General features: G+C 47.0%; 23 protein-coding genes and 1 riboswitch. Of the genes, 12 read left to right on the plus strand and 11 right to left on the minus strand.

Annotated features, from left to right (window positions below; genetic code table 11):
• The first annotated feature begins 279 nt into the window (after nucleotides 1-279).
• Complete coding sequence (locus GL182_RS17645; RefSeq protein WP_205603683.1) at nucleotides 280-2,910, plus strand: histidine kinase N-terminal 7TM domain-containing protein; 2,631 nt, start codon at nucleotides 280-282, stop codon at nucleotides 2,908-2,910.
• Between the two features lie 43 nt (nucleotides 2,911-2,953).
• On the opposite strand, the gene GL182_RS17650 is transcribed toward GL182_RS17645, so the two are convergent.
• The 3 genes from GL182_RS17650 to GL182_RS17660 all read right to left on the minus strand — a co-directional run bounded on the left by GL182_RS17650 (nucleotide 2,954) and on the right by GL182_RS17660 (nucleotide 4,823).
• The gene (locus tag GL182_RS17650; protein WP_163381112.1) at nucleotides 2,954-3,274 is read right to left on the minus strand and encodes a 2Fe-2S iron-sulfur cluster-binding protein; all 321 of its coding nucleotides are present in this window, start codon (nucleotides 3,272-3,274) and stop codon (nucleotides 2,954-2,956) included.
• A 15-nt stretch (nucleotides 3,275-3,289) separates the two neighbouring features.
• A complete protein-coding gene (locus tag GL182_RS17655) occupies nucleotides 3,290-4,294 on the minus strand; it encodes an NAD(P)/FAD-dependent oxidoreductase (protein ID WP_163381113.1) in 1,005 nt (334 codons plus the stop codon).
• Nucleotides 4,295-4,388: 94 nt separating this feature from the next.
• Nucleotides 4,389-4,823, minus strand: coding sequence for a MarR family winged helix-turn-helix transcriptional regulator (locus GL182_RS17660; protein WP_163381114.1), 435 nt, complete (start codon nucleotides 4,821-4,823; stop codon nucleotides 4,389-4,391).
• A gap of 286 nt (nucleotides 4,824-5,109) precedes the next feature.
• Between GL182_RS17660 and GL182_RS17665 the strand changes: the two genes are divergently transcribed.
• Entirely contained in the window at nucleotides 5,110-5,895 is a 786-nt protein-coding gene (locus tag GL182_RS17665; protein WP_163381115.1) for an SDR family oxidoreductase, read from the plus strand.
• On the opposite strand, the gene GL182_RS17670 is transcribed toward GL182_RS17665, so the two are convergent.
• From GL182_RS17670 to GL182_RS17685, 4 genes are all read right to left on the minus strand, one after another.
• Nucleotides 5,890-6,870 (minus strand): c-type cytochrome, encoded by a 981-nt coding sequence (locus GL182_RS17670; protein WP_163381116.1) that lies wholly within the window; start codon nucleotides 6,868-6,870, stop codon nucleotides 5,890-5,892. The genes GL182_RS17665 and GL182_RS17670 overlap by 6 nt on opposite strands.
• A 220-nt stretch (nucleotides 6,871-7,090) precedes the next feature.
• Nucleotides 7,091-8,098 (minus strand): ABC transporter ATP-binding protein, encoded by a 1,008-nt coding sequence (locus tag GL182_RS17675; protein WP_163381117.1) that lies wholly within the window; start codon nucleotides 8,096-8,098, stop codon nucleotides 7,091-7,093.
• A gap of 11 nt (nucleotides 8,099-8,109) precedes the next feature.
• Nucleotides 8,110-9,138 carry an iron ABC transporter permease gene (locus GL182_RS17680; RefSeq protein ID WP_163381249.1) on the minus strand — a complete coding sequence of 343 codons (1,029 nt, stop codon included), beginning with the start codon at nucleotides 9,136-9,138 and terminating at the stop codon, nucleotides 8,110-8,112.
• Nucleotides 9,131-10,354 carry an ABC transporter substrate-binding protein gene (locus GL182_RS17685; protein ID WP_163381118.1) on the minus strand — a complete coding sequence of 408 codons (1,224 nt, stop codon included), beginning with the start codon at nucleotides 10,352-10,354 and terminating at the stop codon, nucleotides 9,131-9,133. The genes GL182_RS17680 and GL182_RS17685 overlap by 8 nt, the downstream gene beginning before the upstream one ends.
• 27 nt (nucleotides 10,355-10,381) lie before the next feature.
• Nucleotides 10,382-10,597, plus strand: a riboswitch (cobalamin riboswitch).
• Nucleotides 10,598-10,765: 168 nt separating this feature from the next.
• Between GL182_RS17685 and GL182_RS17690 the strand changes: the two genes are divergently transcribed.
• From GL182_RS17690 to GL182_RS17710, 5 genes are all read left to right on the plus strand, one after another.
• Nucleotides 10,766-12,646: a TonB-dependent receptor gene (locus tag GL182_RS17690; protein ID WP_163381119.1), complete on the plus strand. Its 1,881-nt coding sequence runs from the start codon at nucleotides 10,766-10,768 to the stop codon at nucleotides 12,644-12,646.
• Nucleotides 12,643-13,689: a YncE family protein gene (locus GL182_RS17695; protein WP_163381120.1), complete on the plus strand. Its 1,047-nt coding sequence runs from the start codon at nucleotides 12,643-12,645 to the stop codon at nucleotides 13,687-13,689. The genes GL182_RS17690 and GL182_RS17695 overlap by 4 nt, the downstream gene beginning before the upstream one ends.
• A 720-nt stretch (nucleotides 13,690-14,409) precedes the next feature.
• Nucleotides 14,410-15,270 (plus strand): NEW3 domain-containing protein, encoded by an 861-nt coding sequence (locus GL182_RS17700; protein WP_163381121.1) that lies wholly within the window; start codon nucleotides 14,410-14,412, stop codon nucleotides 15,268-15,270.
• An 8-nt stretch (nucleotides 15,271-15,278) separates the two neighbouring features.
• Complete coding sequence (locus GL182_RS17705) at nucleotides 15,279-16,226, plus strand: ABC transporter ATP-binding protein (protein WP_163381122.1); 948 nt, start codon at nucleotides 15,279-15,281, stop codon at nucleotides 16,224-16,226.
• 17 nt (nucleotides 16,227-16,243) lie between these two features.
• The gene (locus GL182_RS17710; RefSeq protein WP_163381123.1) at nucleotides 16,244-17,236 is read left to right on the plus strand and encodes an ABC transporter permease; all 993 of its coding nucleotides are present in this window, start codon (nucleotides 16,244-16,246) and stop codon (nucleotides 17,234-17,236) included.
• Between the two features lie 536 nt (nucleotides 17,237-17,772).
• On the opposite strand, the gene GL182_RS17715 is transcribed toward GL182_RS17710, so the two are convergent.
• The 4 genes from GL182_RS17715 to ruvC form a co-directional block, all read right to left on the minus strand.
• Nucleotides 17,773-18,369: a hypothetical protein gene (locus GL182_RS17715; protein ID WP_163381124.1), complete on the minus strand. Its 597-nt coding sequence runs from the start codon at nucleotides 18,367-18,369 to the stop codon at nucleotides 17,773-17,775.
• Nucleotides 18,370-19,659, minus strand: a complete 1,290-nt coding sequence (locus tag GL182_RS17720) for an LVIVD repeat-containing protein (protein ID WP_163381125.1) — start codon at nucleotides 19,657-19,659, stop codon at nucleotides 18,370-18,372. It lies immediately after the preceding gene.
• A gap of 101 nt (nucleotides 19,660-19,760) precedes the next feature.
• Nucleotides 19,761-20,177 carry a nucleotidyltransferase substrate binding protein gene (locus GL182_RS17725; RefSeq protein ID WP_163381126.1) on the minus strand — a complete coding sequence of 139 codons (417 nt, stop codon included), beginning with the start codon at nucleotides 20,175-20,177 and terminating at the stop codon, nucleotides 19,761-19,763.
• 206 nt (nucleotides 20,178-20,383) lie between these two features.
• A complete protein-coding gene (ruvC, locus tag GL182_RS17730) occupies nucleotides 20,384-20,959 on the minus strand; it encodes a crossover junction endodeoxyribonuclease RuvC (RefSeq protein ID WP_163381127.1) in 576 nt (191 codons plus the stop codon).
• A gap of 35 nt (nucleotides 20,960-20,994) precedes the next feature.
• Here ruvC and GL182_RS17735 point away from each other — a divergent pair, with 35 nt between their 5' ends.
• The 5 genes from GL182_RS17735 to GL182_RS17755 are packed head-to-tail and all read left to right on the plus strand — an operon-like array spanning nucleotide 20,995 to nucleotide 25,363.
• Complete coding sequence (locus GL182_RS17735; RefSeq protein WP_163381128.1) at nucleotides 20,995-22,116, plus strand: glycosyltransferase; 1,122 nt, start codon at nucleotides 20,995-20,997, stop codon at nucleotides 22,114-22,116.
• A 43-nt stretch (nucleotides 22,117-22,159) separates the two neighbouring features.
• Nucleotides 22,160-22,411 carry a hypothetical protein gene (locus GL182_RS17740; RefSeq protein WP_163381129.1) on the plus strand — a complete coding sequence of 84 codons (252 nt, stop codon included), beginning with the start codon at nucleotides 22,160-22,162 and terminating at the stop codon, nucleotides 22,409-22,411.
• A 1-nt stretch (nucleotide 22,412) separates the two neighbouring features.
• A complete protein-coding gene (locus GL182_RS17745) occupies nucleotides 22,413-23,630 on the plus strand; it encodes a PP2C family protein-serine/threonine phosphatase (protein WP_163381130.1) in 1,218 nt (405 codons plus the stop codon).
• Between the two features lies 1 nt (nucleotide 23,631).
• Nucleotides 23,632-24,258, plus strand: coding sequence for a polysaccharide deacetylase family protein (locus tag GL182_RS17750; protein WP_163381131.1), 627 nt, complete (start codon nucleotides 23,632-23,634; stop codon nucleotides 24,256-24,258).
• Nucleotides 24,259-24,262: 4 nt separating this feature from the next.
• Nucleotides 24,263-25,363, plus strand: a complete 1,101-nt coding sequence (locus tag GL182_RS17755; RefSeq protein WP_163381132.1) for a glycosyltransferase — start codon at nucleotides 24,263-24,265, stop codon at nucleotides 25,361-25,363.
• The last annotated feature ends 107 nt before the right edge of the window (nucleotides 25,364-25,470 follow it).

Below are 25,470 nucleotides of genomic sequence, written 5' to 3' on the forward strand. Positions count from 1 at the left end.
TGGGGGAAGATTATGGTTTCCTTTAAATCAGGAAAAAATCCTACAAAATAATAAAGATTAAGGTTTTTAACAATATAAAAGCAGCCTCTCCTGGAGGCTGTTTTTATTTATATTACCCTATGGATAAACTACTTTTTAATTGGGTTGAATTTCTTTTTGTTTATGATAAAATTTATAAAAAATTAATTCACATATACCTATCAGGTAAATAATTATTATAAAAGTACCAATTATGTTTTAATTCTTTTATCTTACTTTTTAATTGGTAGTTTTTTGATCATGCTTTCGTTTTCCGGATATCCCTTTTTGTTGATTTTGATGGTGGCAGTAGCTATCGTGCCCCTACTCTTTCCCCTTTTTGTCAGAAAAAGGGATCAGGAATCGGTGTATACCTACTTCATTTGGATCATGGTAGCTTGTTTTACCTATTCCTTTACCTATGTTTTGGAATTGGCTCTGACTACTGTTTCTTTAAAAATCCTGATGATCAAAGCACAATACCTGGGAGCGGTATTTTTTGCGCCGCTGGTCATTTTGTTTACCCTGGCTTATACTGAGAGGAACAGGTGGATCACAAGAAGATTGATGTATGCTTTGTTTTTCCTTCCCCTGCTAAATTTATTAGGGGTGTGGACCAATGAGTGGCACCATTTGTTTTATACTTCTTTTAGTACCACGGGCAATGGTCTTTTTCAGGTGATGCACACAGGGAAGGGAATCGGTTATTGGCTCCACCAGGGCTATACCTTGATTTTATTGTTTGTCAGCCTTTGGTTTCTGGTCAAGAGAGTAAGGGAAATTCCACCTGCTGATTCCAGGCAGGTGATCATGGTGATACTGGGTTTGTGCAGCCCCTTGCTGTTGTATGTTTTGTATTTGGCGGACATGATCCCTTCACTCCTGGATCCCATGCCCTTTGGTTTCCTGGGGACGGGTCTTTTTTTTTATCTGGGACTAAAAAAATTCAACCTTTTCAAGATGGTACCCATTGCCTACCGTACCCTGTTTGACAACATGCAGGAAGGGGTACTGGTCCTGGATACCAAGGGAGATCTGGTTACTTTAAATTTATCTGCAGCCAGTTTAATTGGTGTCAGCAGTGTTCAGGAAAAAATAGCCGTTCAGGAAATCAAAAAGTGCTGGCCCGAAATCCATCAACTATTTTCAGACAGGAATAGCTATCAGATTCATGAATTGAAAAGACAGGTAGATGGTTTTTCCCATTGGTACCTGATTACCAAATCCCTGGTGCGGGACGAGAACCAAAGGATTGCCGGGAGTTTGCTCGTCATAAGGGATATTACCCAGCAAAAGAATTTCCAGATAGAAATAGAAAGATCCAGGGAGCTGGCTGAGGAGGCCAATCAGGCAAAGAGTGAGTTCCTGGCCAATATGAGCCACGAAATCAGGACTCCCCTAAACGGCGTCATAGGCTTCACAGAATTGCTAACCAAAACCAATTTGAATGAACAGCAGCTGAGGTATGCCCAGACTGCCTTAAATTCGGCCAATGTGCTTTTAGGGCTTATCAATGATGTATTGGACCTGGCAAAGATCGAGTCGGGCAAGGCCGAGCTTCACCCGGAAAATATCTCGCTCCATACACTCCTCGAAAATATTCTGGATGTATTGAGTTTCCTGGCACATCAAAAGGGATTGGAGTTGATTTTGGATCTGGACGCCAATGTGCCGGGAAATATTGAGACGGATGAACTCAAGCTCAGGCAGGTATTGATCAATTTACTGAACAATGCATTAAAGTTTACCGAATCAGGTGAGGTAATCCTGAAAGTGGAATGGGAGGCAATTGCTGGTAATAGCAATAAGGGACAAGTCAGGTTTTCGGTAATCGATTCTGGTATCGGAATAGCGAAGGAAAAACAAGAATTGATTTTTGAAGCTTTTTCTCAGGCCGATTCTTCTACAACCAAGAAATTTGGTGGAACAGGCCTTGGATTGACAATCTCCAATAAACTGCTCCAGCTGATGCAGAGTAAGTTACAAATAAGGAGCGAGGAAGGAATTGGCAGCTGTTTTTATTTTGAGCTGGAAGTGAATTTTCAAAATTATAAGCAACGGCTAATAAAAGGGTTTTCTCAGGTATTGATAGTAGATGGGAATGAACCCTCCGGCATGGCTATTAAAAAATATTGCACCCTTTTTGGCTTGGAAGCCCTACTCGTTACTTCAGTAAACGATTCATTTCTGGTTCTGGAAAAAAACAAAGACATATCCCTGGTCCTACTGAACCACAAGATAATGGGTAAAAATAGCATGGCAGCCATGGAGCAGATGATGCGCATTGTCCGCCAATCGGGTCAAAAAGTTGATTTTGTGGCCTTGGTAGGTAGCCATGATAAGGAGGAAACCATTGAGTCCTATGAAAAAATCGGATGTCACTGGATAATAGACAAGCCTGTGACACCAGGTAAATTGGAATCATTACTTGTCAAAATCCTGGATAAAGGCAACAAGCCAAAACCATCCTCCGTAGCAGCCGAAATGCCTGCACAAAAACTGCAAAAGCATTTCAAATTTTTGCTGGCGGAAGACAATGCTGTCAACCGCATGTTGGTAAAAATATACTTTGAGAAAATGTATCCCGGAGCGCAGGTACTGGAAGCTGAAGACGGAAAACAGGCATTGGAAGTTTTTCTGAAAGAAAAGCCCGACTTGGTCATCACCGACATCCACATGCCTGAAATGAATGGGTATGAATTGTTACGGGCCATCAGGACATCAGCTTTTGGTAAAAAAGTCCCTATAATAGGATTTACTGCCAATGCCATAAACAGGGAAATGCCAGCCCGTCCGGAGTATGATTTTAACGCCTACCTGACCAAGCCAGTCAAACAGGATAAATTCAGAAAGGTGGTGGGTGACTTGCTATCCCATAAAACAGTACCATAGAAAAGGGAGACAGAATATCTCCTGTCTCCCTTTTTAGTAAAGTTTAGTTGTCTTCTCCTCTCAGTTTGATGACAGCACCCTCCAACTCTTCACTGATCCTGATCTGACAGGCCAACCTGCTGGTAGGGTAAAACTCCGGTAGTGCTTCCAATTGATCCAACTCCACATCGGTGGCTTCCCCCAGGCTTGCTTTTCCGGCCAAAATCTCTACGTGACAGGTGGCACAAAGTGCCATGCCACCACAAGTGGCCAATACGGGATACTCAGAGGCTTTTAAAACTTCCATCAAACTGAGCCCCATATCATCGGGTGCTTCAATGTCCTGACGATTACCTTCCAGATCTTCTACAGTGAATGTTACCATTTGCTAAAAATACGATTAAAATGAATTGACTCCGTTTACAGTGGTATATTTAAAACTCAGTTTTTTGTCAGGATACACGTATTTAAAGGCAGACTGCATCATGATGGCTGCTTCGTGAAATCCACACAAAATCAGCTTCAGTTTGCCGGGGTACGTATTGATGTCACCAATGGCGTAAATCCTTTCCACACCGGTGGAATAATCTCTGGTATCCACTTCAATGGCATTGCGATCTACGGTCAGCCCCCAGTCGGCAATCGGTCCAAGTTTGGGGCTAAGGCCAAAGAGCGGGATTAAATAATCGGTGTCAATCTTTATTTTAGCTTTGGCTTTGTCCTCCAGAAGAACAGATGCCAGGTGGCCGTTTCCACCCAATTCTTTCAGATTGGCAGATAAAATCAAGTCAATTTTCCCCTCGTTAGCCAGGTTAAATACCTTTGAAGCGGAATCTGGTGCACCCCTGAAGGTTTCGTTTCTGTGTACCAGGGTGACCCGCTGTGCTATATCGGAAAGGTAGATGGCCCAATCCAGGGCTGAATCACCGCCTCCGGCAAGAATGACCCGCTTGTCCCGAAACTGCTCAGGATTTTTTACCATGTAAGATACTCCCTTGCCCTCAAAAGTTTCCAAATTTTCAAGTACCGGTTTTCTGGGTTCAAAACAACCCAGACCTCCTGCGATGACCACTACCTGCGCATGGATCTGCGTTTTGTCATTGGTGGTAAGGATGTAAGAGCCATCGGCCTGTTTGCTAAGGTGATCTACCCGTTCTCCCAGTGAGAATGTTGGGGTAAAGGGTTTGATCTGTTCCATGAGCTTGTCTACCAACTCCTGAGCCTTTACCTCAGGATAGCCGGGAATATCATAAATGGGCTTCTGAGGGTAAATCTCAGAAAGCTGACCTCCTACCTGAGGCAAGGCATCTATCAAATGGCAACGCATTTTCAATAAACCAGCTTCAAATACGGCAAACAAACCCACCGGGCCTGCTCCTATAATACAAATGTCAGTAGTAATCATGGTATTATTCGATTTTTATGGTTGAACCCCATGGGGATTCGATTGTTTGTACAAATATAGTTAGTATAACAACTATTATAAATAATTGGCAAATTTATTCTGCCAGGTTGCTGTAAATGGTATTAAGGATCCGCTTAAATTCTTCAAAATCTTTCTCATTTAAATTTTCCCAGGCCTTCTGCCGGATCAGGGCTATTTGAGGCTTTAGTGCAGCTACCTTGTCTTTCCCCGCTGCTGTCAAATGTAACTGATAGCTTCTCCTGTCCTCCGGATGTTGAATTCTTTCTACATACCCTTTCTTACAAAGGATATCCACTATCCTGGTCAATGTCGGGTGGTCTTTGAAAACAAGATGAGCCAACTCTGTCTGGCTGAGCTTCTCTTTCTCATCCAGATTTTTCATGACCAGCCACTGATCTACCGTGATGTCAAATTCCTTAACTTTAAACTTTTGCTGGGCATATTGTTTGACCTTCCTTGCGGTCCTGTCCAGCAAAAAGGAATACCTGCTAAATTGCTCGTATGTCATGCCAATAATTAGTAGGACAAATATAAATATTATTTTTCAACAACTTCCAACAAAGCCTATAAAAATTATAGGCTTTGTTGATTATTTCCCTTACAATTTGTTCTCCTGGATTTTTGGCCAAGTGAAGGGTATGCTTTATTTTCAGGGATCAAAATGAATAGCACCTGCCATGAAATCGACACGATTAAAATCATCATTAAACACACAGGGCAATGATTATTTTAATCGTCAAAGATTCCATCTGACCATTAAAAATCAAATTATAAACAGATGAAAACTTCTACCTATGATTATTGACTTAACAGGCTACCATGCCGTAGTGGGCGGAGCCACCCGGGGATTGGGCCTGGCCATTGCCCGGCAACTGGCAAAAAGTGGGGCGACCATTACCCTTCTGGCCAGAAACAAGGAAAAGTTGGCAGCGGCCAGAGACTCCCTACCGGTACAGGCCGGACAAAAGCATCAATACCTGGAAGTTGATTTTTCAGATTTCAATTCCTTCAGGGATCGTACCAGCCAGTATTTTAAGGATAAAAAAGTGGACATCCTGGTCAACAATACCAATGGTCCCCAGGCGGGAACGGTGGAAGAAAAAAACCTGGAGGCCTATCAGGAAGCTTTTGACCTGCTTTTTAAAACCTACCATCACCTCACTCACCTCCTGCTGGAAGGGATGAAAAAGCAGGGCTATGGAAGGATTTTAAATGTTTCTTCCGTGTCTGTTAAGGAGCCCATGCCCAACCTGGTCCTTTCAAACAGCATTCGGACGGCAGTAGTGAGCTGGGCCAAATCCCTGGCAACAGCAGTGACTCCATTTGGCTTGACTGTAAATTCCATCCTTACCGGGGCATTCGAAACGGAAAGGATCCGGGAGCTGACGGAAAAGCAGGTGCCAGGCAGTGGAAAATCCCTGGAAGAACTGATGGAAGCCAGAAAGGCAGCCATTCCCGCAGGCAGGTTTGGAAAACCTGAAGAATACGGGTATTTGCTTGCTTTTCTGGCCTCCCCACAAGCAGCCTATATCAATGGAGCCAGTATTCCCATAGACGGAGGGGCATCCAGGGGCTTATGAATGCTCACTGGCGATAAATTTCGTAACGGCGTTCTCTACCGGCTCCAGGCTTTGCAGGTAGTCGTAGATGGCTCCCAGGTCTTCCCGGCTCATGCCGGCATACATGGCCCAAGGCATGATGGTCTGCATTTCTCCGGGATTCAATTTCCTGATATGCTGGCTGTTTTCGTAGGCTTTGAATTGTTCAATAAATTGAGATTTGCTCCAGTTTTTTAGTCCTGTTTCATGAGGGGTAAGATTGGCGGAGCTCAGGACACTACCATCAGGAAACATAAACTTCCGCCCTCCGGCAAGGGGCTCACCGGTGTAGGCTCCGTTTTCAAATTGGGTATGGCAGTCTGCACAGGCGGATGCAGTGGTAAGGTATTTGCCATAAGCGATGGCGTCCTCAGGAGAGGGTTTTTTCGATAATTCAGCTTTTACAGGCATGGTGCGCATGATCAGATTTACCGGAAAGTCTGCTTTGGATACCTGCTTTTCAGAGGGCTTGGGCTCCAGGCTGCGGATGTAGGCAATGACGGCTTCTATATCTTCTGCATCCATCTTGCCATAACTGGCATAAGGCATGACCGGAAAAATGGGATTTCCGTCTTTTTTGACACCTGTGGTAATCAGTCTAAACAACTCTCCATCAGTATAATCCCCTATACCTGCCGGGGTAATGTTGGGCGAGATAAATACACCCGGGAAGCCCATGCTATGGTCAAACCGTTCGCCTCCTTTGGCTTCCGTCCCGGGTATGGGGGGCGCACTAAACAAGCTGAAGTCCCTTTGGGAATGACAATCGATACAAAGCATGACATGATTGGCCAGGTACTTGCCCCGTTCAATTTTTTCCGGACTGACCGTCACCTTGAGATTTTCAGGTGCAGGTCCCACATCAGGCAAAGCTGTAGACACATAGACCAGGCCGCTAATCAGTAATAACACAATGAAGGATACTGAAATGAGGATAATTTTTACTAATCTGGACATTTTACTGGGTTTTTTTGGGTATTGTATAATTTAACTTCATTCAGGCACAGCGCAATCGCCGTCATAATATTCAGTCCAATCAATATTGATTAAAAGACTGAAAATTCGAGATCAATGGAATTAAATATAGGTGGTGTTGTTTTCTAACGAATGATAAATTGAGAATAAATGTAATAAAAAAATTTATTATTTTTGAAAGTGATCCCTATTTTTACAGCCTTCACTGCTGCAAAAACCTGATCATTTCAGCAATACCATTGAGCTCTTCTGTTCGATCCGCAAAAAAAAGACGGATACCGAAAGGCTGATCCCTTACCACAATTCTTTCAGGCCGGGTCAATTCAGGATTTTTTCTAAAAACATTCCTGATCCAATGGCTCAAATGAATCGGTCCCTCTATCTGAGGGAGATTTGGGGGGTCTTTAAGCCTGATTTTGCCCGATTCCGGGTCTATCTGCCACTTGTCGCCCGGCAACAGGCTTTGGATACCTCCCTGTATCATGAGGTCCTCGGGACTTCCTTGCTGCAGGGCTTTGCCGGCTTCCATCAACCAAAGGGTATCTGCTGTTTCCATGGCCACTTCCAAATCATGGGTGACCACCAGGATGGCCTTGCCGGCTTTTTTGGCCAGGTCCCGCAGTAAATACATGATTTCAAAGCGGTTAGTCAGGTCCAGGTGGGCGGTAGGTTCGTCCAGGATCAGGATGGGACTATCCTGGGCCAGGGCCCGGGCAATCAGTGCTGTCTGCCTTTGGCCATCACTGAGGGCAGCCAGTTTTTTACCGGCCAGCTGGGTGATTCTGGTAATGTCCATGACTCGTTTTACCACGGACCGATCCTGTGGACTGAGCTGTCCCCACCAACCGGTATGCGGCACCCTGCCTAAAGCCACCAGTTCATGGACGGTCATGGCACCGGCAGGGATCTTTTCTGTAAGCACCACAGCCACCTTTCTGGCGCGCTCCCTGTCGCTCAGCTGCCTCACCTCTTCATTTTCCAGAAAAATACTCCCTTTTAAGGGTGGGTGCTGGTGGAGGATGGCTTTTAGCAAGGTGGACTTACCGACCCCATTGGGTCCCATCAGGCAGGTAAGTTCCCCCCGATGCAGGTCAAAGGAAACACCGGAGGCCAGCAGATTAAGGCCTTGTGCAGAACGGTAACCCAATTCCAGCTCTTCGGCATGGATAGCGGGGAAATTGGCTGCAGTCATTTTATCTTTTCCATCCATCGCCAGTAAAATTAAAACTCCTCGCTAAAATTCCTTCTCATGATCAGCCAGATGATGAGAGGAGCACCAAAAGCCGTGGTCACCGCATTGATAGGCAGGCTGGTGGCCATACCGGGCAACTGGCTGATGCTGTCACAAACCAGCAATACCAATATTCCCAAAAGGGCTGCTGCCGGGAAAAGCAAGGTATGGTTGTTGGTTTTGAACAACAACCTGGTCAAATGGGGAACTGCTATTCCAATAAATGCTATGGGACCACAAAAGGCTGTGATGCTTCCCGTTAAGATCCCTGTACTCACGATCATGGACCAACGCAATCGTTGAAAATTGATGCCCATGCTGACCGCATAGTTTTCTCCCAGAAGCATGGCATTGTAGGCCTTAACAGAAGCCAGGGCAGGTACCAGCCCCAGCAGTACCGCTCCGGAAAGCAAGCCCAATTTCTCCCAACCGGTATTTCCCAAATTGCCCATGGACCAGATGGTAAACATTTTTAATTCTTCGGCCGCACTGAAATAAGCCAGCAAAGTGATCAGGGAAGAGGCCGCACTGCCAAACATCAGGCCTACAATCAGTAAAGTCATGCTGTCCCGCACTTTCCATGCTGCCAGCCCCATCATCACCAGAACGGCGATGGAACCCAGGCTGGCTGCTATGATGGCCGACCAGTAATTTCCGGATCCGGCCAGAAATTGCCAGCCAAATGCCGAACCTGCCATGGATAGCAGGGCCACCCCTAATCCGGCCCCTGAACTGATACCCAGCACATAGGGCCCGGCAAGGGGGTTTCTGAAGAAAGTTTGCATTTGCAAGCCACTGATGGTTAGCCCTATCCCGGCCAATATGGCCGTAAGGGATTTGGGAAGGCGGTATTCCATGACGATGATTTCCCAACTGTCCGAAGGAAAGGGGATCCCTAAGAGTCTTTGCAGCAGGTGGTCCACCGGAATGGATACCGATCCCAGGCTCAGGTTGATCAGCCATAAAATCATGCAAAGTAGCAGGCTGAGCAGTAGCTTGTATGACTTGAGTTTATTCATCCAATGGCTGGAAATATTGAAAGTCATGGGTCGCCGCCTTTGAGGGGTGCAGGATTTTGATCATGTCCAGCAGTACCCAGTCCGGCCGAAGGTAGCCCTCTTCAAAGTACATCAGCCCTCCGGTTTCCCCTTGCTTTAGTGTATAGGTATAAACCTGTTTATTTTTCAAAGCTGCAAAATTGCCGTATTTGGGATTTTCAGCCAGCATATGGTCCAGACTTCGAAAATCAGCAGCTCCAATCCAGTAATTCGCATCCCGTGCATTTTCCAACACGAATTCATAGTTCAGGGTCAGACTCCCGGTCCCATCCTGTTCATCAAAGAGGTAATGCCCTCCCGCATCCTGAATAATCCGGGCCGCCCAGCTGTCTTTGGCAGGAGCATACCAGACATCCTTATAAAGCGTTCCTGAAAGTACGGATGGTCGTTCCCCTGCCGGAATATCTCTGGTTTTGGCCAGGGCGGCCAGGTAATTTTGTTCAATTTGAGCAAAAACACTATCTGCCAGCGCCGTTTTGCCCAAAAGTACCCCGCTCAGTTTGATCCATTCGCTCCTGCCCAGGGGATGTTTTTCCAGGAACTCACCATTGACAATGACGGGAATATTTGCCGCCTGCAGGCGCTCCTCCAATTGGGCGGCTGAACCGAAGTCCGAAACCATGAGCCAATCGGGATCCAGGGAAACGATTTTTTCCAGATCAGGGGAGGCTCCCTTTCCCAGGTCCGCAATTTTCTTTCCGTCAATGCTTTCCCTGATTTCCGGGGAGGATACCAGGTCCAGATTGGGGAAGGCTACCAGGTGCTCTACGGCCTTCAGGTAGGTCAGGTGAGGGAGTTGTGGGGTAGCTGTAAGGATGACTTTCCGGCCACCTTCGGGGATGTATCCGTCGATTTCGCCGGCAAATGCCATGTTTTCCTTCCCCGATTTATGGACCAGAAAGCGGCTTTTGTTTGGCCGGTTGGGTCCGATTTCCAACAGGTAAAAACCTGATCCCTTGTAGATGGCAAATCCCTCCGCATAAGCCATTGGGATTTTTTCCAGGGAGGAGAGATCGGTTGCAGCCTGCTTTTCGTTACAGGCAGCAAACATTGCCCAGAGCAAGATAATGAAAGGGTTGAAAACGGATCCTGGTTTGAAAGGGGACATCTGTGACCTTAATTTGAATCCAAAGTAAACCATTGTGTTTCCCAAATCCAACACCTTATTTTTTTGCATAAATTTTTTGATTGGGGATTTTACAGTATGTTTGTATCGAATTGTGGTTCCTGAACCTGTACCAGGCACTCAGGATTAATAGGGAATTCGGTGAGAATCCGGAACTGTCCCCGCAACTGTAACCCCTGCCTCCCTTTTGTGGAGGAGCGTTTGTCCATCCTTTGCCATTGTCCCCGGAGAGGGGATGAGAAGGCGGATCAACGAAGGGAAGTCAGGAGACCTGCCATTATTCTTTACATTCAAGGCTTTCGGGTGAAAGGCGGAGAAGAAGGGTTTTTTCCAATTGGATGGTCAGGTTTCTGCAGCGCTCAGGCTGGAGTGACTTTGCTTTAATCTTTGGAAGCAAGCCGTTTCTCTCTTTAATTTCCGATGCATGCCTCGAATAAATAAGACTTTATTATTTGGTTCAGGATGCTATACTACTTTGGGTTCGTATTTACTTTGTTTTCCGGAATTTCCCTGGCAGCGTCACCGGTAAAATTTTTGCAGGACACGGTAGATCTTGAGCCTGTGGAAATTCGTGCCGAACAGCTGCAAAAATATGCCTACGGGCAGTGGGTCAGAACCCTGGACAAGGCGCAGCTGGCCCAAATGTCTGGAATGAGCCTGGGTGAGGCCTTACAGCAAAATACAGGTTTATTTGTCCGGCAATACGGCCCTGGCATGCTCGCTTCTGTCAGCATGAGGGGTACTTCAGCAGGTCATAATGCCCTTTTCTGGAATGGTTTGCCGGTAAATAGTCCCTCCCTCGGCCAAGCCGATTATTCGATCTTCTCTCTGTCCGGATTTGACCAGGTGTCCGTCCATTACGGTAGTTCAGGTGCCCTCTATGGCACAGATGCTATCGGTGGAGCCATCCACCTGAGCAACAGTCCTTCATTCGAAAAAGGCCATGAAACCACCATCAATACCCGTCTGGGGAGTTTTGGCCGCTGGGATCAGGAGCTGAGCCACAGGTATGGGGGAGATGCTTTTTCCTTCAAAACAAGGGTTTACAGAAATTTTGCAGCCAACCGCTTTCCCTACAGGGACTGGGCCAGCGCAGGCACGCCCGAAAGGGTGCAGGACCATGCCGAAGTCACCCAAACGGGCTGGGCACAGGATCTGGCAGTCAAACTGAACCCGGAGCAGTCCATAGAAGCCTCTTTCTGGCTCAATGAGATCAATAGGGAGATCCAACCCCTGCTCGGCTCTCCGGAGCGGGATCAGCAGCTGGATTGGAATATCAGGGGAGTGGTGGATTATTACAGGCGGGGAGAAAAAGCCAGCTGGAACATGAAAGCCGGTTTGGTAAGGGATTTTATGAAGTTCAACCAGGAGGAAAACCAAACCCTTCTGGCCCTGCTGGGTGCAGAAGTGGATTGGGAGCATTCCGCCAAATGGCAGAGCCGGACCGGGATCCGTCTGACCCATATCGATGGAAAGCTGGCCAGCTACCGCCAGGAGGAACAACGGTTGGAATTGTATCAGGCCACAAATTACAAGCCCCTGCCCCAGCTGGGTTTTTCCTTGCAGGTTCGGCAGTTGATCCATGATGGCGAACGGGTTCCCTTTACTCCAGGTCTGGGTGCCTCCTGGGGCTTTTTTGAAAATCAGAACCATGAATGGGAATTGACAGCAAACCTGTCCCGGAGCTTTAAGGTGCCCACTTTAAACGACCGGTATTGGGTACCCAGTGGCAATCCGGACCTGCTACCCGAGCAAAGCTGGAGCCGGGAAGCAGGCCTGAACCATTCGCTGAGCCACTCTGGCATTCATATCAAAAACAGGCTTGCCTATTTTCACATGGCGGTGGACCAATGGATCATCTGGCTGCCAAAGGGTACGATCTGGACTCCTGAAAATGTCCGCAAGGTAGTCAATCAGGGACTGGAATATTTCTTTGAAAGCGAATGGGAAAGAGGAAATTGGAAATGGGGCCTGGATCTGGAGTATGCGTTTACACGCCCTGTCATCCAATATGATGAGCAGGTACAAAATATAGGCAAACGTTTGCCCTATGTGCCTGAGCACAAGGTTCAGCTGCAATTGGATGCCGGAAATGGTCCCCTTTCGCTTTTTATACGGGGACAGCAAACCGGTGAAAGGTATGTAACTACGGACAACCGCAGCTCCCTGCCGGCATTTACCTTATGGGGAGCTGGGGTACACTACGATTTCAAGTTTTCTACCTGGTTAATGGGGAATATGGGTCTTGATGCTCACAATATTTTTGACCAGGCCTATCAGATTTTGCGTTTAAGGCCCATGCCGGGCCGGAATTTTCAATTTAATATAAACCTAGTTATATGAAAAAGCTACACCTTGCCAGTTATTTATTGTCGATTTTCCTGTTGTTTTCCTGCGGGACAGATCCTGTAGAACTCCCTCAAGGGGCCTATGAGGAAGGGGTGTTGGTCATCAATGAAGGGGCTTTTGGAGCCAATGATGGAGAGATCTTTCATTTTGATGAAGATTCCGGGGAGTTGGAGGAAAATATATTCGAAAAAGCCAATGGCAGGCCCTTTGCCGGTTTGATCCAAAACATGCATGTATTCGATGGGTACAGCTACCTGGTGGCCAATACCGGGAAGGTGGAAATCGTCCGATCATCTGATTTTATGAGCGTGGGAGCGATAGAAGGAGAGCTGCTCAACTCCCGTACCCTGGTGGCTACGGATGGAAAGTTATTTATCAGCGATTGGGGTGCCTACGACGAAGCCTGGAACAATCCGGATTCGTTTATCGCCGTGGTCAATGACCTGCAGGGCGGATCAGTCGCCAATAAAATCGCTATTTCCTCCAGACCGGAAGGAATGACACTCCTTGGGAACCGGATTTTGGTAGCCTCCCAGCAGGAGCAGCTGATTTCGGTATTAAACCCTGAAACTGAAACCGTGGAAAAGACGGTACCGGTAAGCGGCACGCCTTTTTATTTCTTCAATTACGCCAACCAAACCTATCTGTATGCCAACGATGCCGAAAACGTTTATGTGCACCGGCTAGATCCGGTAAGTTTTGAGGTGGAGGAAACAACAACCTTTGGGGTTGAGAACAGCATTTATAATGGCAATTTTGCCCTTACCGATAGCGGCGAACTATTTGTCATTAGCAACCAGGCCAATGAAGATGTGGTGGTCAGGCTGTCCCTGAGTACCGGTGCGGTTTTGGAGGAGCATTTTTATTCAGGAAATAATTTTTATGGATTGGGATACGATGCGGCAACGCAAAACCTTTTTATAGGAGAGCATGCCGGCTGGCAGGGAAACGGATCGGTACTGCGTGTCGATGCAGCCGGAGAGCTGATAGACCAAATGCCGGTGGGAAGGGGGCCCAGTGGTTTTTATTTTCCTTGAAATTCATAGGCTGATGTGGTGATGTGATGATGTCTCGTCACTGCGAGGGTGCGTTTTAGGATAAAAAATGATCGTATCACTCGTCGCACCCGTGGCAGTCTGTGGGTGAAGGTTTGCGCCACTCGTTTTCTATTTGCCTTCTACGGATGACTTTCGTTCCCGCTCCGGATCAGATTGCTTCGCGGGCTACCGATGACGTATTTTTACCACCCCCTGTCTCCCCCTCCTGAAAACAGGAGGGGGTTGGGGGGAGGTGATTTGATATCACTCTTTATTTTTATAACATTTTGATTTTTAGATAGGTAAAAATAAATACCGTCATCCCGATTTCTACATTTAATAAAAGTTAATTCTCGCAATGACGGGTTCTGGCATCACTGCGAGGGTGCGTTTTAGGATAAAAAATGATGGTATCACTCGTCGCACCTGCGGCAGGCTGTGGGTGAAGGTTTGCGTTACTCGTTTTCTATTTGCTATCTACGGAGGATTGGCCTTTCCGCTCCGGATCAGATTGCTCCCTTCGACAGGCTCAGGGACCGATGCCGGTTATGGATGATTTGGTGGTTTGTGGATTTGTTAAAAAATGTTAATTTCTTGGTTGGGGTCTTGTGTAAATTCTGCTTCTCTCATAAAATTGTTACCGCAATTCTTGAAGTTATCTCAAGGTAAATAGGGTATGATTTTACGTTAGTAGTTTAATTCATAATTTCACTTATTTATATGAACACAGTAGGTAATTTTAGCAAAAAGAGCTCCAAGCAGGGGTTGGATTGTTTGTTTACATTATTAGTTATTGTTTTTGTATCCCTGCTTCCTTTAAAAGCCCTGGCGCAGGATCCCGGGGATGGATCTTCGTTTTCCGCAAGTCTCCTCAATATCGAAGCCCCGGTCAATGAAACCTTCCGCTACCAGGCCACCCTGAAAAATAGTTCTGCACAAGCCCAAAAATACGAACTAAGGGCAGAGGGTCCTGACGGCTGGAGGGTCGCCTTCAAGGCCAGGGGCAGTCAGGTCACTTCGCTAAACGTAGAGCCTGGGAAAACGGAAAATCTCACCATCGAAATTCGACCGGCCTATGGGGCAGAACCATCTAAATATGTTCTCCCCGTTCATGCCGAAGCGGATAATAAGAAACTTTCTCTTGAGCTGGAAGCGGTGGTGGAAGGATCCTATGAACTGGAACTTACCACTCCTACGGGGCGCCTGAGTGGTGAAATAACCGAAGGAGAAAAGGCCGAAATCCTCCTCCAGGTCAAAAACACCGGTTCGCTTGCCCTGAATGAAATTACCTTTTCTTCACAGAACCCACCCAATTGGCAGGCCACCTTTTCTCCTTCCGAAATCCAGCAGCTGGATCCCGGAAAGAGCGTGGATGTGATTGCAACCCTATCCGTCCCCGATAAAACCCTGGCAGGGGATTATGTCAGTAAGTTTACTGCCAAGAATGCCTCAAGTACCAGTACCGCTACCTACAGAATGACGGTCAAAACCTCCATGTTGTCAGGCTGGGTGGGTATACTGGTGATTTTGCTGGCGATCGGTTTCGTTTTTTACCTCATCCGAAAATTTGGTAGAAGATAATCAACGTTATGACTAACCCAATCATAGAGTTGAAGCGCCTGACAAAGACGTATGGCGGCTTCAAAGCAGTGAATGAATTGGATCTTACGGTAAACAAGGGCGAGATATTTGGATTACTGGGTCCCAATGGAGCCGGAAAGACGACGACCATCCTTATGATGATGGGGCTGACGGAGCCCAGTTCCGGCACGGCGCATGTTTGCGGATTTAATGCCACCAAGGATCCCCTATCTGTCAAGCGGCTTGTAGGGTATATGCCGGATAGTGTCGGCTTTTACGATACAATGACGGCCCTCGAAAACCTGATGTACGTGGGAGAACTGAATGGAATCCCAGGTTCCGAAGTGGAGGGCCGAGCCCTTGCTACCCTGGATTTGGTAGGGCTGTCCGGAGATGCCATCCACAAAAAGACAGGGGCCTATTCCAGGGGAATGAAGCAGCGCCTGGGCCTGGCAGAAGTGCTGATCAAAGATCCGGAGGTCATTATTTTGGATGAACCCACCTTGGGAATCGATCCAAGCGGGGTGAAGGAATTCCTGACGCTCATTTTGCGCCTGAGCCGTGAGAAGGGGCTTACTGTATTGCTTTCGTCCCACCACCTCCATCAGGTGCAGCAGGTTTGTGACCGGGTAGGCATCTTTGTCAAGGGAGAACTGCTGGCTGAAGGCACCATCGATACGCTTTCAAACCGGATTTTTGCTGAAAAATCGTACGAGGTCCATGTCAGCCTGGCAAATGTCGTCGACCTTCCCTGGAAGGATGAGGCGGAGATGCTTCAACTGGAGGCTGTTCAAAGTGTCAGGGTACAAGATCAACTTATCGGGATAACGAGCAGTAAAGACCTGACCCCCGATATCGTTCGGTTCTTTGTTCACAAAGGCTATGAGGTTTCCGGTGTCCAAAAGAAGGAGTATGGATTGGAGGAAATTTACGAAAGGTATTTTGAGAGAAATTAAACTTAAAATAGCAGTCAATGAAAGCAATCAGGGATCTATTTGAAAGTCATTCTTCTACATCTACAGAAACTCGTCCCCATCCCTTTTGGGTGATGGTACGAAAAGAAATAGCCGGTCATATTCGTAGCTGGCGGTTTTTGGTACTGCTGCTGCTCATTCTCCTGACATTCTGGGGCAGCATATCGGTGGCTCTGGGTAATATCCGCGAGGTGGTGAACAATGTAAAGGACCCGGACCGGTTTTTCCTGTACCTGAAGTTGCTTACCACCACCGAAGGCACCCTGCCACCGTTCCATGTGTTTCTGAATTTCCTCGGCCCCATTGTGGGTATCAGCCTTGGTTTTGATGCGATCAACTCCGAGCAGCAAAATGGAACCTTGACACGCATCATGGCGCAGCCCGTGTACCGGGATAATTTGCTCTTGTCGAAATTTGTCAGTGCGGTGACACTGGTTGGGAGCTTATTGTTGACGCTCTCGCTACTGATGATCGGTGGGGGCATCCTGATCACCGGTGTGCTCATCGAAGCAGAGGAGGTGTTTCGAATCGTTGGTTTTACGATCCTTTGCACGGTTTATGTGGGATTTTGGCTGGGGCTTTCCATTTTATTGTCGATCATTTTCAAACAGGCTTCCACCTCCGCACTGACAGCGATCGGTATTTGGCTGTTTTTTACCGTATTCTACCAAATCATCATCGACTTGATTGTTCCGGCCGCCAATGAATTTTCAGAAACGGATGTGATCCGTTACAACCGGCAGGTTTTAAATCTGTTGCGCCTCTCGCCCAGTCAGCTTTTTACCGATGCGACCACCACCTTGTTGATGCCTTCGGTAAGGAGCCTGGGGCCGATTACGATGGAACAGATGGCCGGTGCCATCCCTTCACCGCTTCCGTTGCGGGACAGTCTGATGATCGTATGGCCGCAGCTCAGTGGACTGATCGCTGCTACTACGATGTGCTTTGCAGCTTCGTATTACCTGTTTATGCGAAGGGAAATAAGGGGGTAGGTTAGTGCAAAAGCCGCGGGTGAACAGGATTTGAGATTATGAAACAGTGTCTTTCAGCGGATTATTAATTCCCTTTCGCTGAACCATGGAATTACAAATTCCGGGGGAGCGGGTTGGAGAGAACACTAAGCAACTACAAGCAAAAAGGTTTTTTGGAGAATGGTAATTTGTAAAGATCATGCGGGCATTTCAAATGCCTCAGGTAGGGTGATACCCTGGCATGGAAGGTGTCAATCAGGAGCGCAGACATAAAAGCCGACATGAGCGAAATCCCCCTTTAAAGGGGTCAGGGGGATTTTTTCAAGTCATTGTTAATTGGATGCATTATTCCTTGTGTTTTTGAGATTTGAAATCCCGAACCCAGAGATGATCAGGAATGGGCATGCTGATAACGAAGCTTTCCGGGGATTGCAAATCCCCTTTATCTGAACCAAGGAATTACAAATTCCGAGGAGCTCCGCTGTTCGACATTTGCAATGTCGAACTCCAGATATCCAGGATTTGCAATCCTGTTTTTGTGACCAAAATTCAATTTTTCAAAACCAATACCCCAACCGGTACACCACATTATTAAAGGTGATTTTGTCTTTGGCGTAGTAGCTCCAGTCTTCCGGACGATTCGGGTCAGGGGAGGGTTCCCGCGGATTTCCGGTGGTCAGGTGGTATACCTGTCGTTTGTAGGCCAAACTGAGGGTCCAGAAATTGGACCTTTTCGTTTTTAGCCGTAGCCCTATGCTGCCCTGTCCCATAAAGCCGCCTTCCTGCCAGCGGTGTTCGTTCCACTCGGTGACTACTGTGGGCTCCAGCACGGTGGAGCCGAATCCCAGATCCAAACCCCCATAAAGCTGCCAGGTGTCTTCCGGGTTTAAAACCGCCCGCCAACCCATGGCCACGGGCACCACGGACAGGCTGCCGTATTGGTCCAGTCCGGTTACAAAGCCAAAAGCATGCTGGTCAGAAAGTTGAAATCCGTTGAAGGTTTGGAAGGTAAAATTGGTCCGGGTGCCAAACTCATCCCTACCGCTGAGTACGCCCATTTCCGAATGATGGGTAAAAGGTAAGGCCTGTCCCCAGCTGTTAGAAGGACAGGCCAAATATAGGGTTGCTGCAAAAATGGTATAAATGACCTTCATCTATCGAAAAGATACACTGATACAGCTTAATTCTTTTAGTTTTTCCGGATCGGAGTAGTCAAATTGACAAACGCCTTCCGGTCCAATAACAATCAGTGATTTTGGACCCGGTATGATATCAATGGAGGCATAATCCTTTAGATGTTCGATCTGGTTATTGCTAATCTCCAATACGTCTGCCACGTTGAAACTCTTCAATCCGTGCTCACCTTCTGCAAGGTACAAATAATCTCCGGAAAGACCTAGTCCATGAGGGTTATCCATGGGATAGGATTTGATTAATTTAGGGTTGTAAAGGTCTTTGATGTCCAGCACGTGTAGCTCGTCGGCACCCAGGCGGCAAAGCGCACCACTTCTCAGGGTAACGAAAGCGTAATCGTCGTTTACCACCACCGGATCGCAGGAGGTAATGTGCTCGTACACGGCCATCTTCTGGGGCTCAGCCGGGTTACTGGCATCGTAAATGTGCATGCCGGTCATGGAACCGATAAACAATTTTCCTTTGAAGGGAAAAATGGTCTCTATGCCCCAGCCCAGGTTGATGTTTTTCAGGTACTGGGGGTCGGTTGGTTCTTCCACATTGAATACCCGCAGGTCATAATCGTCCACCGTATACAGGTGTCCTCCGAGTAGGGTAAATCGCGCCATGGAACCACCCTGGCCATAACTTTGTCCGCCGCTGCCTCTTCCGGCATCACTGGAAAAGGCCGCAGATTCCATGGCCATAAAATCCGATCTGAATGCAGGGCGGCCCCAGCTGGACCAGGCCATATTGGGGTCGGTAGAGGTTATCAGCGTGTCTTTGTAGGTGACGATGGTTCCGGTTTCTTCATTGGAATACAGGTTGGGGAAAACATCTTCTTCCCTATTGACCATTTCGATGTTTTGAGGATCGGAGATGTCAAAAGCCAGTAAGTCTACATAATTGTCTGCATAAAGTATACTTTGATTGATGGCCAGATCACCTGTTCCGGGAATATTGATAAAATTAAGGTTGCGGGGACTGGAAGGATCGGTATTGTCCAGTATATGGATGCCTTTACCGGGTTCGGAAATAAAAAGGTAATCCCCGTAAATATAGATTTTGCCCGGATCATCCAGGGGTTTGCCCGGTTCGATGATGATGTCGGCTTCCCTGAAGGTATTGACCTGCAAAAAGACGGGCACCTGAGTTTGGTAGGTATAGGTGGTTTCCATTTGGTCTTCGCAGGAGCTAACTACCAGCAATAGCATCAGGGACAATACCAACTGCATGGTCCACTGGAAAGGTTTCTGTATACTTGTTTTCATGGCAAAGCGGGATAAATGAACACTATTTATTACCAGGACGAAGTGTCAGTCAAAAACGCTACAAGCTCCCCCAAAAAATGTGAAATATTTTTATGCATTGGTTACAGGTCCAGGTTTTTACCCATGTTTCTTTCAAAGTCTTCGAGAAAATGAATGTATTTTTTCGCAATATTTTCGGATAAGGATCCCAGGTAGTCTCCGGGATAAAGGGGATTGTATTTGATCCTGCAGATGATCATGTCCAGCCAGCCCTGCCCGTCATCGATAAGGTCTGCATGAAAAGCCTCAACGGTAGCATCCCTGGATCCGGAGAAGGGGGGCTTTCCCTGCGTTCTGAAATAGGAGGCTATGGTTTCCAATGCCGCATCGTGGGTTTTTTCAAAAAGCTTTACCAGATTGCTCCTGGTATTATCGTCCATGCCATGACTTTTTCCCTCCTGGATCAAATCCCTCAAATCATTCAGGTGATTTACAAATTCCGCATAGCAATTCTCGCAGTCCAATTCTACTTTTTTCATGGATAAGCTGTTTTTAAAGATGTTGATATAATTTACCAAATTACCGGTAAAATTGAAACAATAAACTTAATAATTATTTAGAATCTGCAAACCTGTCAGGTTTTGATGATTTTCAACCCACAATAATCTTTGGGGAGATTAAACCTGACTGGTTTTTACACCCTCTTAGTCAGTTAAATATGGAATTGTGTTGCGGATTTCTGAAATTATTTTTTGATGCGGCCGGGGTTTTCATTGACAAAAGATTTCCAGCCACCGCTCCTTCCCCTGGTTTGGAGCCTGCCCTCATGGAAATGGTGGCAAAGGGCTACGGCCAATGCATCGGTGGCATCCAATAGCAAGGGGATTTCTTTGATGTTTAGCAGCGTTTTGAGCATCTCAGCTACCTGCTCCTTAGAAGCGTTGCCATTGCCGGTTACCGATTGTTTTACCTTCTTGGGGGAATATTCCGTGATGGCAATTTCCTTTGCCAGTGCCGCTGCCATGGCCACCCCCTGGGCCCTTCCCAGTTTGAGCATGGACTGTACGTTCTGACCAAAGAATGGGGCTTCCAAGGCTACAGCATCTGGAGCAAACTCCTCCAGAATCTGGCTTATTTTTTCAAAAATCTTTTTCAGCTTCAGTGCGTGATCACTGTATTTTTTCAGGTGGATCACCCCAAACTGCAGCAGGGAATATTTGCTGCCCTTTACCAAAATCAAACCAAATCCCATAACGTTCGTTCCGGGATCTATCCCCAGAATGATTTTTTCTTTTGTTTGAATTTTCGGTTCTTTATCCATTGGTGCAATTTACCACAAATCCTGCAAAGCGCGATATGGTTCTTCTGATTGCTTGGGTATACTTTTTAGTTTTAGGTGCTTACCTGGCCATTTTGTTGCTCCTCGGGCAAGAATGGAAAAATATTCCCACCGGCCAATACCCGGTCGTATCCCCGAGGCTGCCCGTTACTGTATTATTGCCCTTTAGGAATGAGGCGAAGCATATGGTCGATTTATTGCCTCATTTACTCCTTCAGCTTCCTGCGGATGTCCCTCTTATTCTCATTGATGACCACAGTGAAGATGATGGTGGCCGGATAGTCACCAGTTTTATCCTAACCCATCAGCTAAAACACTGGCAATACCTAAAAAGTGAAGGCATGGGAAAAAAAGCCGCTCTGAGTACCGGGATTAGGGCCGCTTCCACCGAAATCCTATTGACTACCGATGCGGATGTACAACTTCCTGAGGGCTGGGTGGATAAAATGACGGACCCTTTCAACCTACCCAACGTACAAATGGTGGCCGGACCGGTGATATCGGGCGGAGGTTCCGGTTTATTTGCCAGGTTCCAGCAGATCGAATGGGCCAGTATCATTTTGTTGACGGGCATTTCCTTTCACCGGAAAAATCCATTGATGTGCAGCGGGGCAAACCTGGCCTTCCGAAGGGAGGCATTTTTTAAAGTAAATGGCTATGAGGGGAATGCGCACCTGCTATCCGGTGACGATGAGTTTTTGATGAAAAAATTCAATCAAACCTTTGGTGCAGCGGCTTTGGTGTACCTTCCTGAACTTTCTGCCTTGGTAGAAACCCTTCCTCTGGAAAATCCCAGGGCCTGGATCCGGCAAAGGAGCAGGTGGGCCAGCAAGTGGAATGCGCATCAGGGGAACGCCCATTGGCTAAGCGCAGGCGGACTGGCCCTGATCTCCTTGTGTCAGGTATTTTCTTTGTTTGTGGCCCTGATTTCCTGGGATTTTTTTTGCCTGGTGCTACTCTTCTGGATAGGGAAATTGGTGGTGGAAAGGGCCGTTTTGGCTCAGGTTTTACATCGGTTCGACAAAAAGGCGAAGCTTGTCGATTACCTCCTTTCCGGTTGGCTGTACCCCCTTCTGGTCCTGGCAGCCCTTCCTTTGGCGATTTCAGGAAAATATTCCTGGAAAGGAAGGAAAAACTAATCTATCCCTTATTTTTGTCATTCCACCTAACCCATGGGCTGAAATGACTGATGATGAATTTGACTTGTTGGATGAATTGTATTTTCTGCAACCCTATGCTTACCTTCAGGACAGTTTAAGTTGGGAGGATGAAAGACTGCTCCTCAATCTGGAAGCATTATATAAGAAAGGCTGGATAAAATGTTATGCAGGGCCCGAGGAAGAGCTTTTTGACGATCCCCCTATACAGAACATAGGCAGGGAGCTCTATTACCTGGCCACAAAGAAAGGCCTTCTTCAACACAATACACGTTAAAATGACCACAGAAACTGTAAAATACCAAAGGAAGGAATTAGAGTTAAAGGCACTTTTGGAAATCACGCAAGCCATTAATGAAAACAAGACGGAAAATGTGTTGCTGAATATTTTTAAATTTACCTGTTTGGTGCACCTGAATATAAAATCCCTGTTGCTGTATGTATTCAATGAGCAGGAACAGTATTTTGACCGAAAGATATCCCATCAGGTAAAGGGAAATTTACCGGACCACATCCAAAAGGAAGATGTGCAGGAAAACAAAACCCAGGGTAAGCTGAGCCTGACCCTTTCCGGTGAGTATTCCTTTTCAGAGGTAAACATTTATGTTCCCGTTTATCACAAGGATAAAATGCTGGCAATCTTGTTCCTGAGTACCAAGGATAAGGAAAAAGGCCTGGACCTGGATTTTACCCAGGCCCTGGCGAATATCCTGGTAGTGGCCCTGGAAAACAAGCGTTTTGCCAGGAAGCAATTGGAACAGGAGCGCCTGAGGAAAGAATTGGAAATTGCCAGCAATGTGCAAAGGATGCTGTTTCCAGCGACGCTCCCTTCTCATGATCAACTAAAGGCAAAGGTTACTTATTTTCCCCACAGCACTGTGGGAGGGGACTACTATGATTTGATTCAGCCTTCCGAAAATGAGGTGTATTTTTGTGTAGCCGATGTGTCTGGAAAGGGGATGCCCGCCTCCTTATTGATGTCTAATTTTCAGGCAGCCCTGCGGACCTTGCTCCGCAGTGGTTCCAATTTGAAATTTATCGTCGAACAGTTAAACTTTACTACTTTTGAAAACACCAAAGGGGAGCGTTTCATTACTTTTTTTCTGGGACACTATAATTACAAAGAGGAAAAACTCAGCTATATCAATGCCGGGCACAATCCTCCTGTGATTTGCCTGAACCAGGACAAAAGCCTGGAATTACTGGAGGCAGGTACCACCATTCTGGGGGCTTTCGAATCCCTTCCCTTTTTGGAACAGGGGGAACGGAAGAACCTTAAAAATTTCATGTTGCACCTCTATACGGATGGACTTACCGAGACTTTTAACCCTCAAGAGGAGGAGTATGGTGCAGACCGCTTTTTGGATTATATCAAAACCCATCCCTGCGAGGACCCGGAGGCCTTTCATGCCGGCTTCTTTCAGGAATTACATGCATTTGGAGCAGGAGTTTCCAAAAGGGACGACATTACCCTGTTGAGTCTTCAGTTTAATTGAGATGAGACCATTCAAGGTACCTGACATAGCACAGCATCTTCTCGGGGGATTCACCTGGCACAAGGAAAGAAACCACCAATCCATATACCTGACTTTTGATGATGGTCCGGTTTCGGGAGTCACCGATTTTGTTTTGAATGAACTGGGCCGCAGGAACATGAAGGCTACGTTTTTTATGGTAGGCAGTAACGTACAAAAATCCGGCAGCCTGGCCCTGGAGGTTTGCAAGGCAGGGCATGGCATAGGAAACCATACCTACCATCACCTCAATGGCGCAAAAACGGCGGAGCACAGCTACCTGGAGGATATCGAAAAGTGCCAGCAGGAGATCATGGGAAAAACAGGTGTCAATACCCGCTTATTCCGGCCGCCTTATGGCCGTTTGACTTGTTCCCAAAAGAGGAGCATTCAATCCCAGCACGAGATCGTATTGTGGGAGCTCATTTCCTGGGATTTCCGGAAGGAAATGTCACCAGGCAGGTCCCTGCAACAGCTGAAGCGGAAGACAACCAATGGTTCTATTGTCCTGTTTCATGACCAAAAGAAAAGTGAGGGTTTTCTGAGAGCCATGTTGCCGGACTATCTGGATTTCCTGGCAGGGGAAGGATATGCTACCCAACCACTGTAAGCTGATGTTGGCCACTATCGCAATGGGTATCCTGGTTTTGGTTGGCATTCAATATTTTATATTGTGGTGGCTGATCAGCAATAACTTTAAAAAACATGAGGGGGGTACGGCTGCATTGCCAGTGGTAAATGTACTTCTGCCTTGCCGCAATGAAGCCCATAACCTGCCGGCCTGTTTACAGTCGCTTGAAAACCTGAATTACCCCGGGGATAGGATCCGTTTTTATGTGGCAGATGACCACAGTGAAGATCAAACCGGGACCATGCTGGCCCAATGGGTATCCGCTGGAAAAAACAGGCAGCTGGTGCAGCTGGACCAAAAGCCCGGGGCGCAGGAAAATGGCAAAGCGGTAGCTCTTGCTGCCATGGTGCTATCGGTAAAGGAAGGCCTCCTGTTATTTACAGATGCAGATTGCGTGGTTCCTTCCGGATGGGCTGAAAAAATGGCGAGGGCTTATCAGGAGGAGTTTGGCATGCTTACCGGCATCACCATGATTTCCGGGAAGACGATTTTCGATCAAATGCAGGCCATGGATTGGTGGCTGACCCTGGGAAAAGTGAAGGCGGTGTCTGATCTGGGGTATTCACTTACGGCCATGGGCAACAACATGCTGATCGGGCGGAATGCCTACCAGATAGCGGGAGGGTTTTCTGCCGTAAAGGAGCAGGTAACGGAGGATCTGGCGCTTTCCAAAATTATGTTTCAAAAAGGGTACAGGCCGGCCCATCTGGTGAATAAGGAAGTTTTGGTCAGGACCCGGCCGGAAAAAAACTTTACTTCCCTGATGGAGCAGCGGAAAAGATGGGCCAGAGGCGCTTTTTTGCTCCCCTGGTACTGGCAATTGCTTTTGGGGCTTCAGGTGGCTTTTTATTTGACACTGCTTGTGGGCCTGGTCCATTCTTTTTGGTTGGCAGCAGGTATTTGGGGAGTTAAAATTTGCTTTCAATCCTTATTCATTAGCACTTTTGCAGGCAAAACGGAAACTAAAATTGGTCTTTTGCCATTATTAGGATTTGAAATTTACAATTGGCTGGTTAGCTGGTCTACCGTATTGTATTATTTCTGGCCATCAGGTATCAAATGGAAAAACCGAACGTACCAATGAAATCGACACGATTAAAATCATCATTAAACACACAGGGCAATGATTATTTTAATCGTCGAAGATTCTCCCGATTTAGTATCGGGACAGGCATCTGACCATTAAAAATC

The organism is Cyclobacterium sp. SYSU L10401 (assembly GCF_010993705.1).
Classification (GTDB): domain Bacteria; phylum Bacteroidota; class Bacteroidia; order Cytophagales; family Cyclobacteriaceae; genus Cyclobacterium.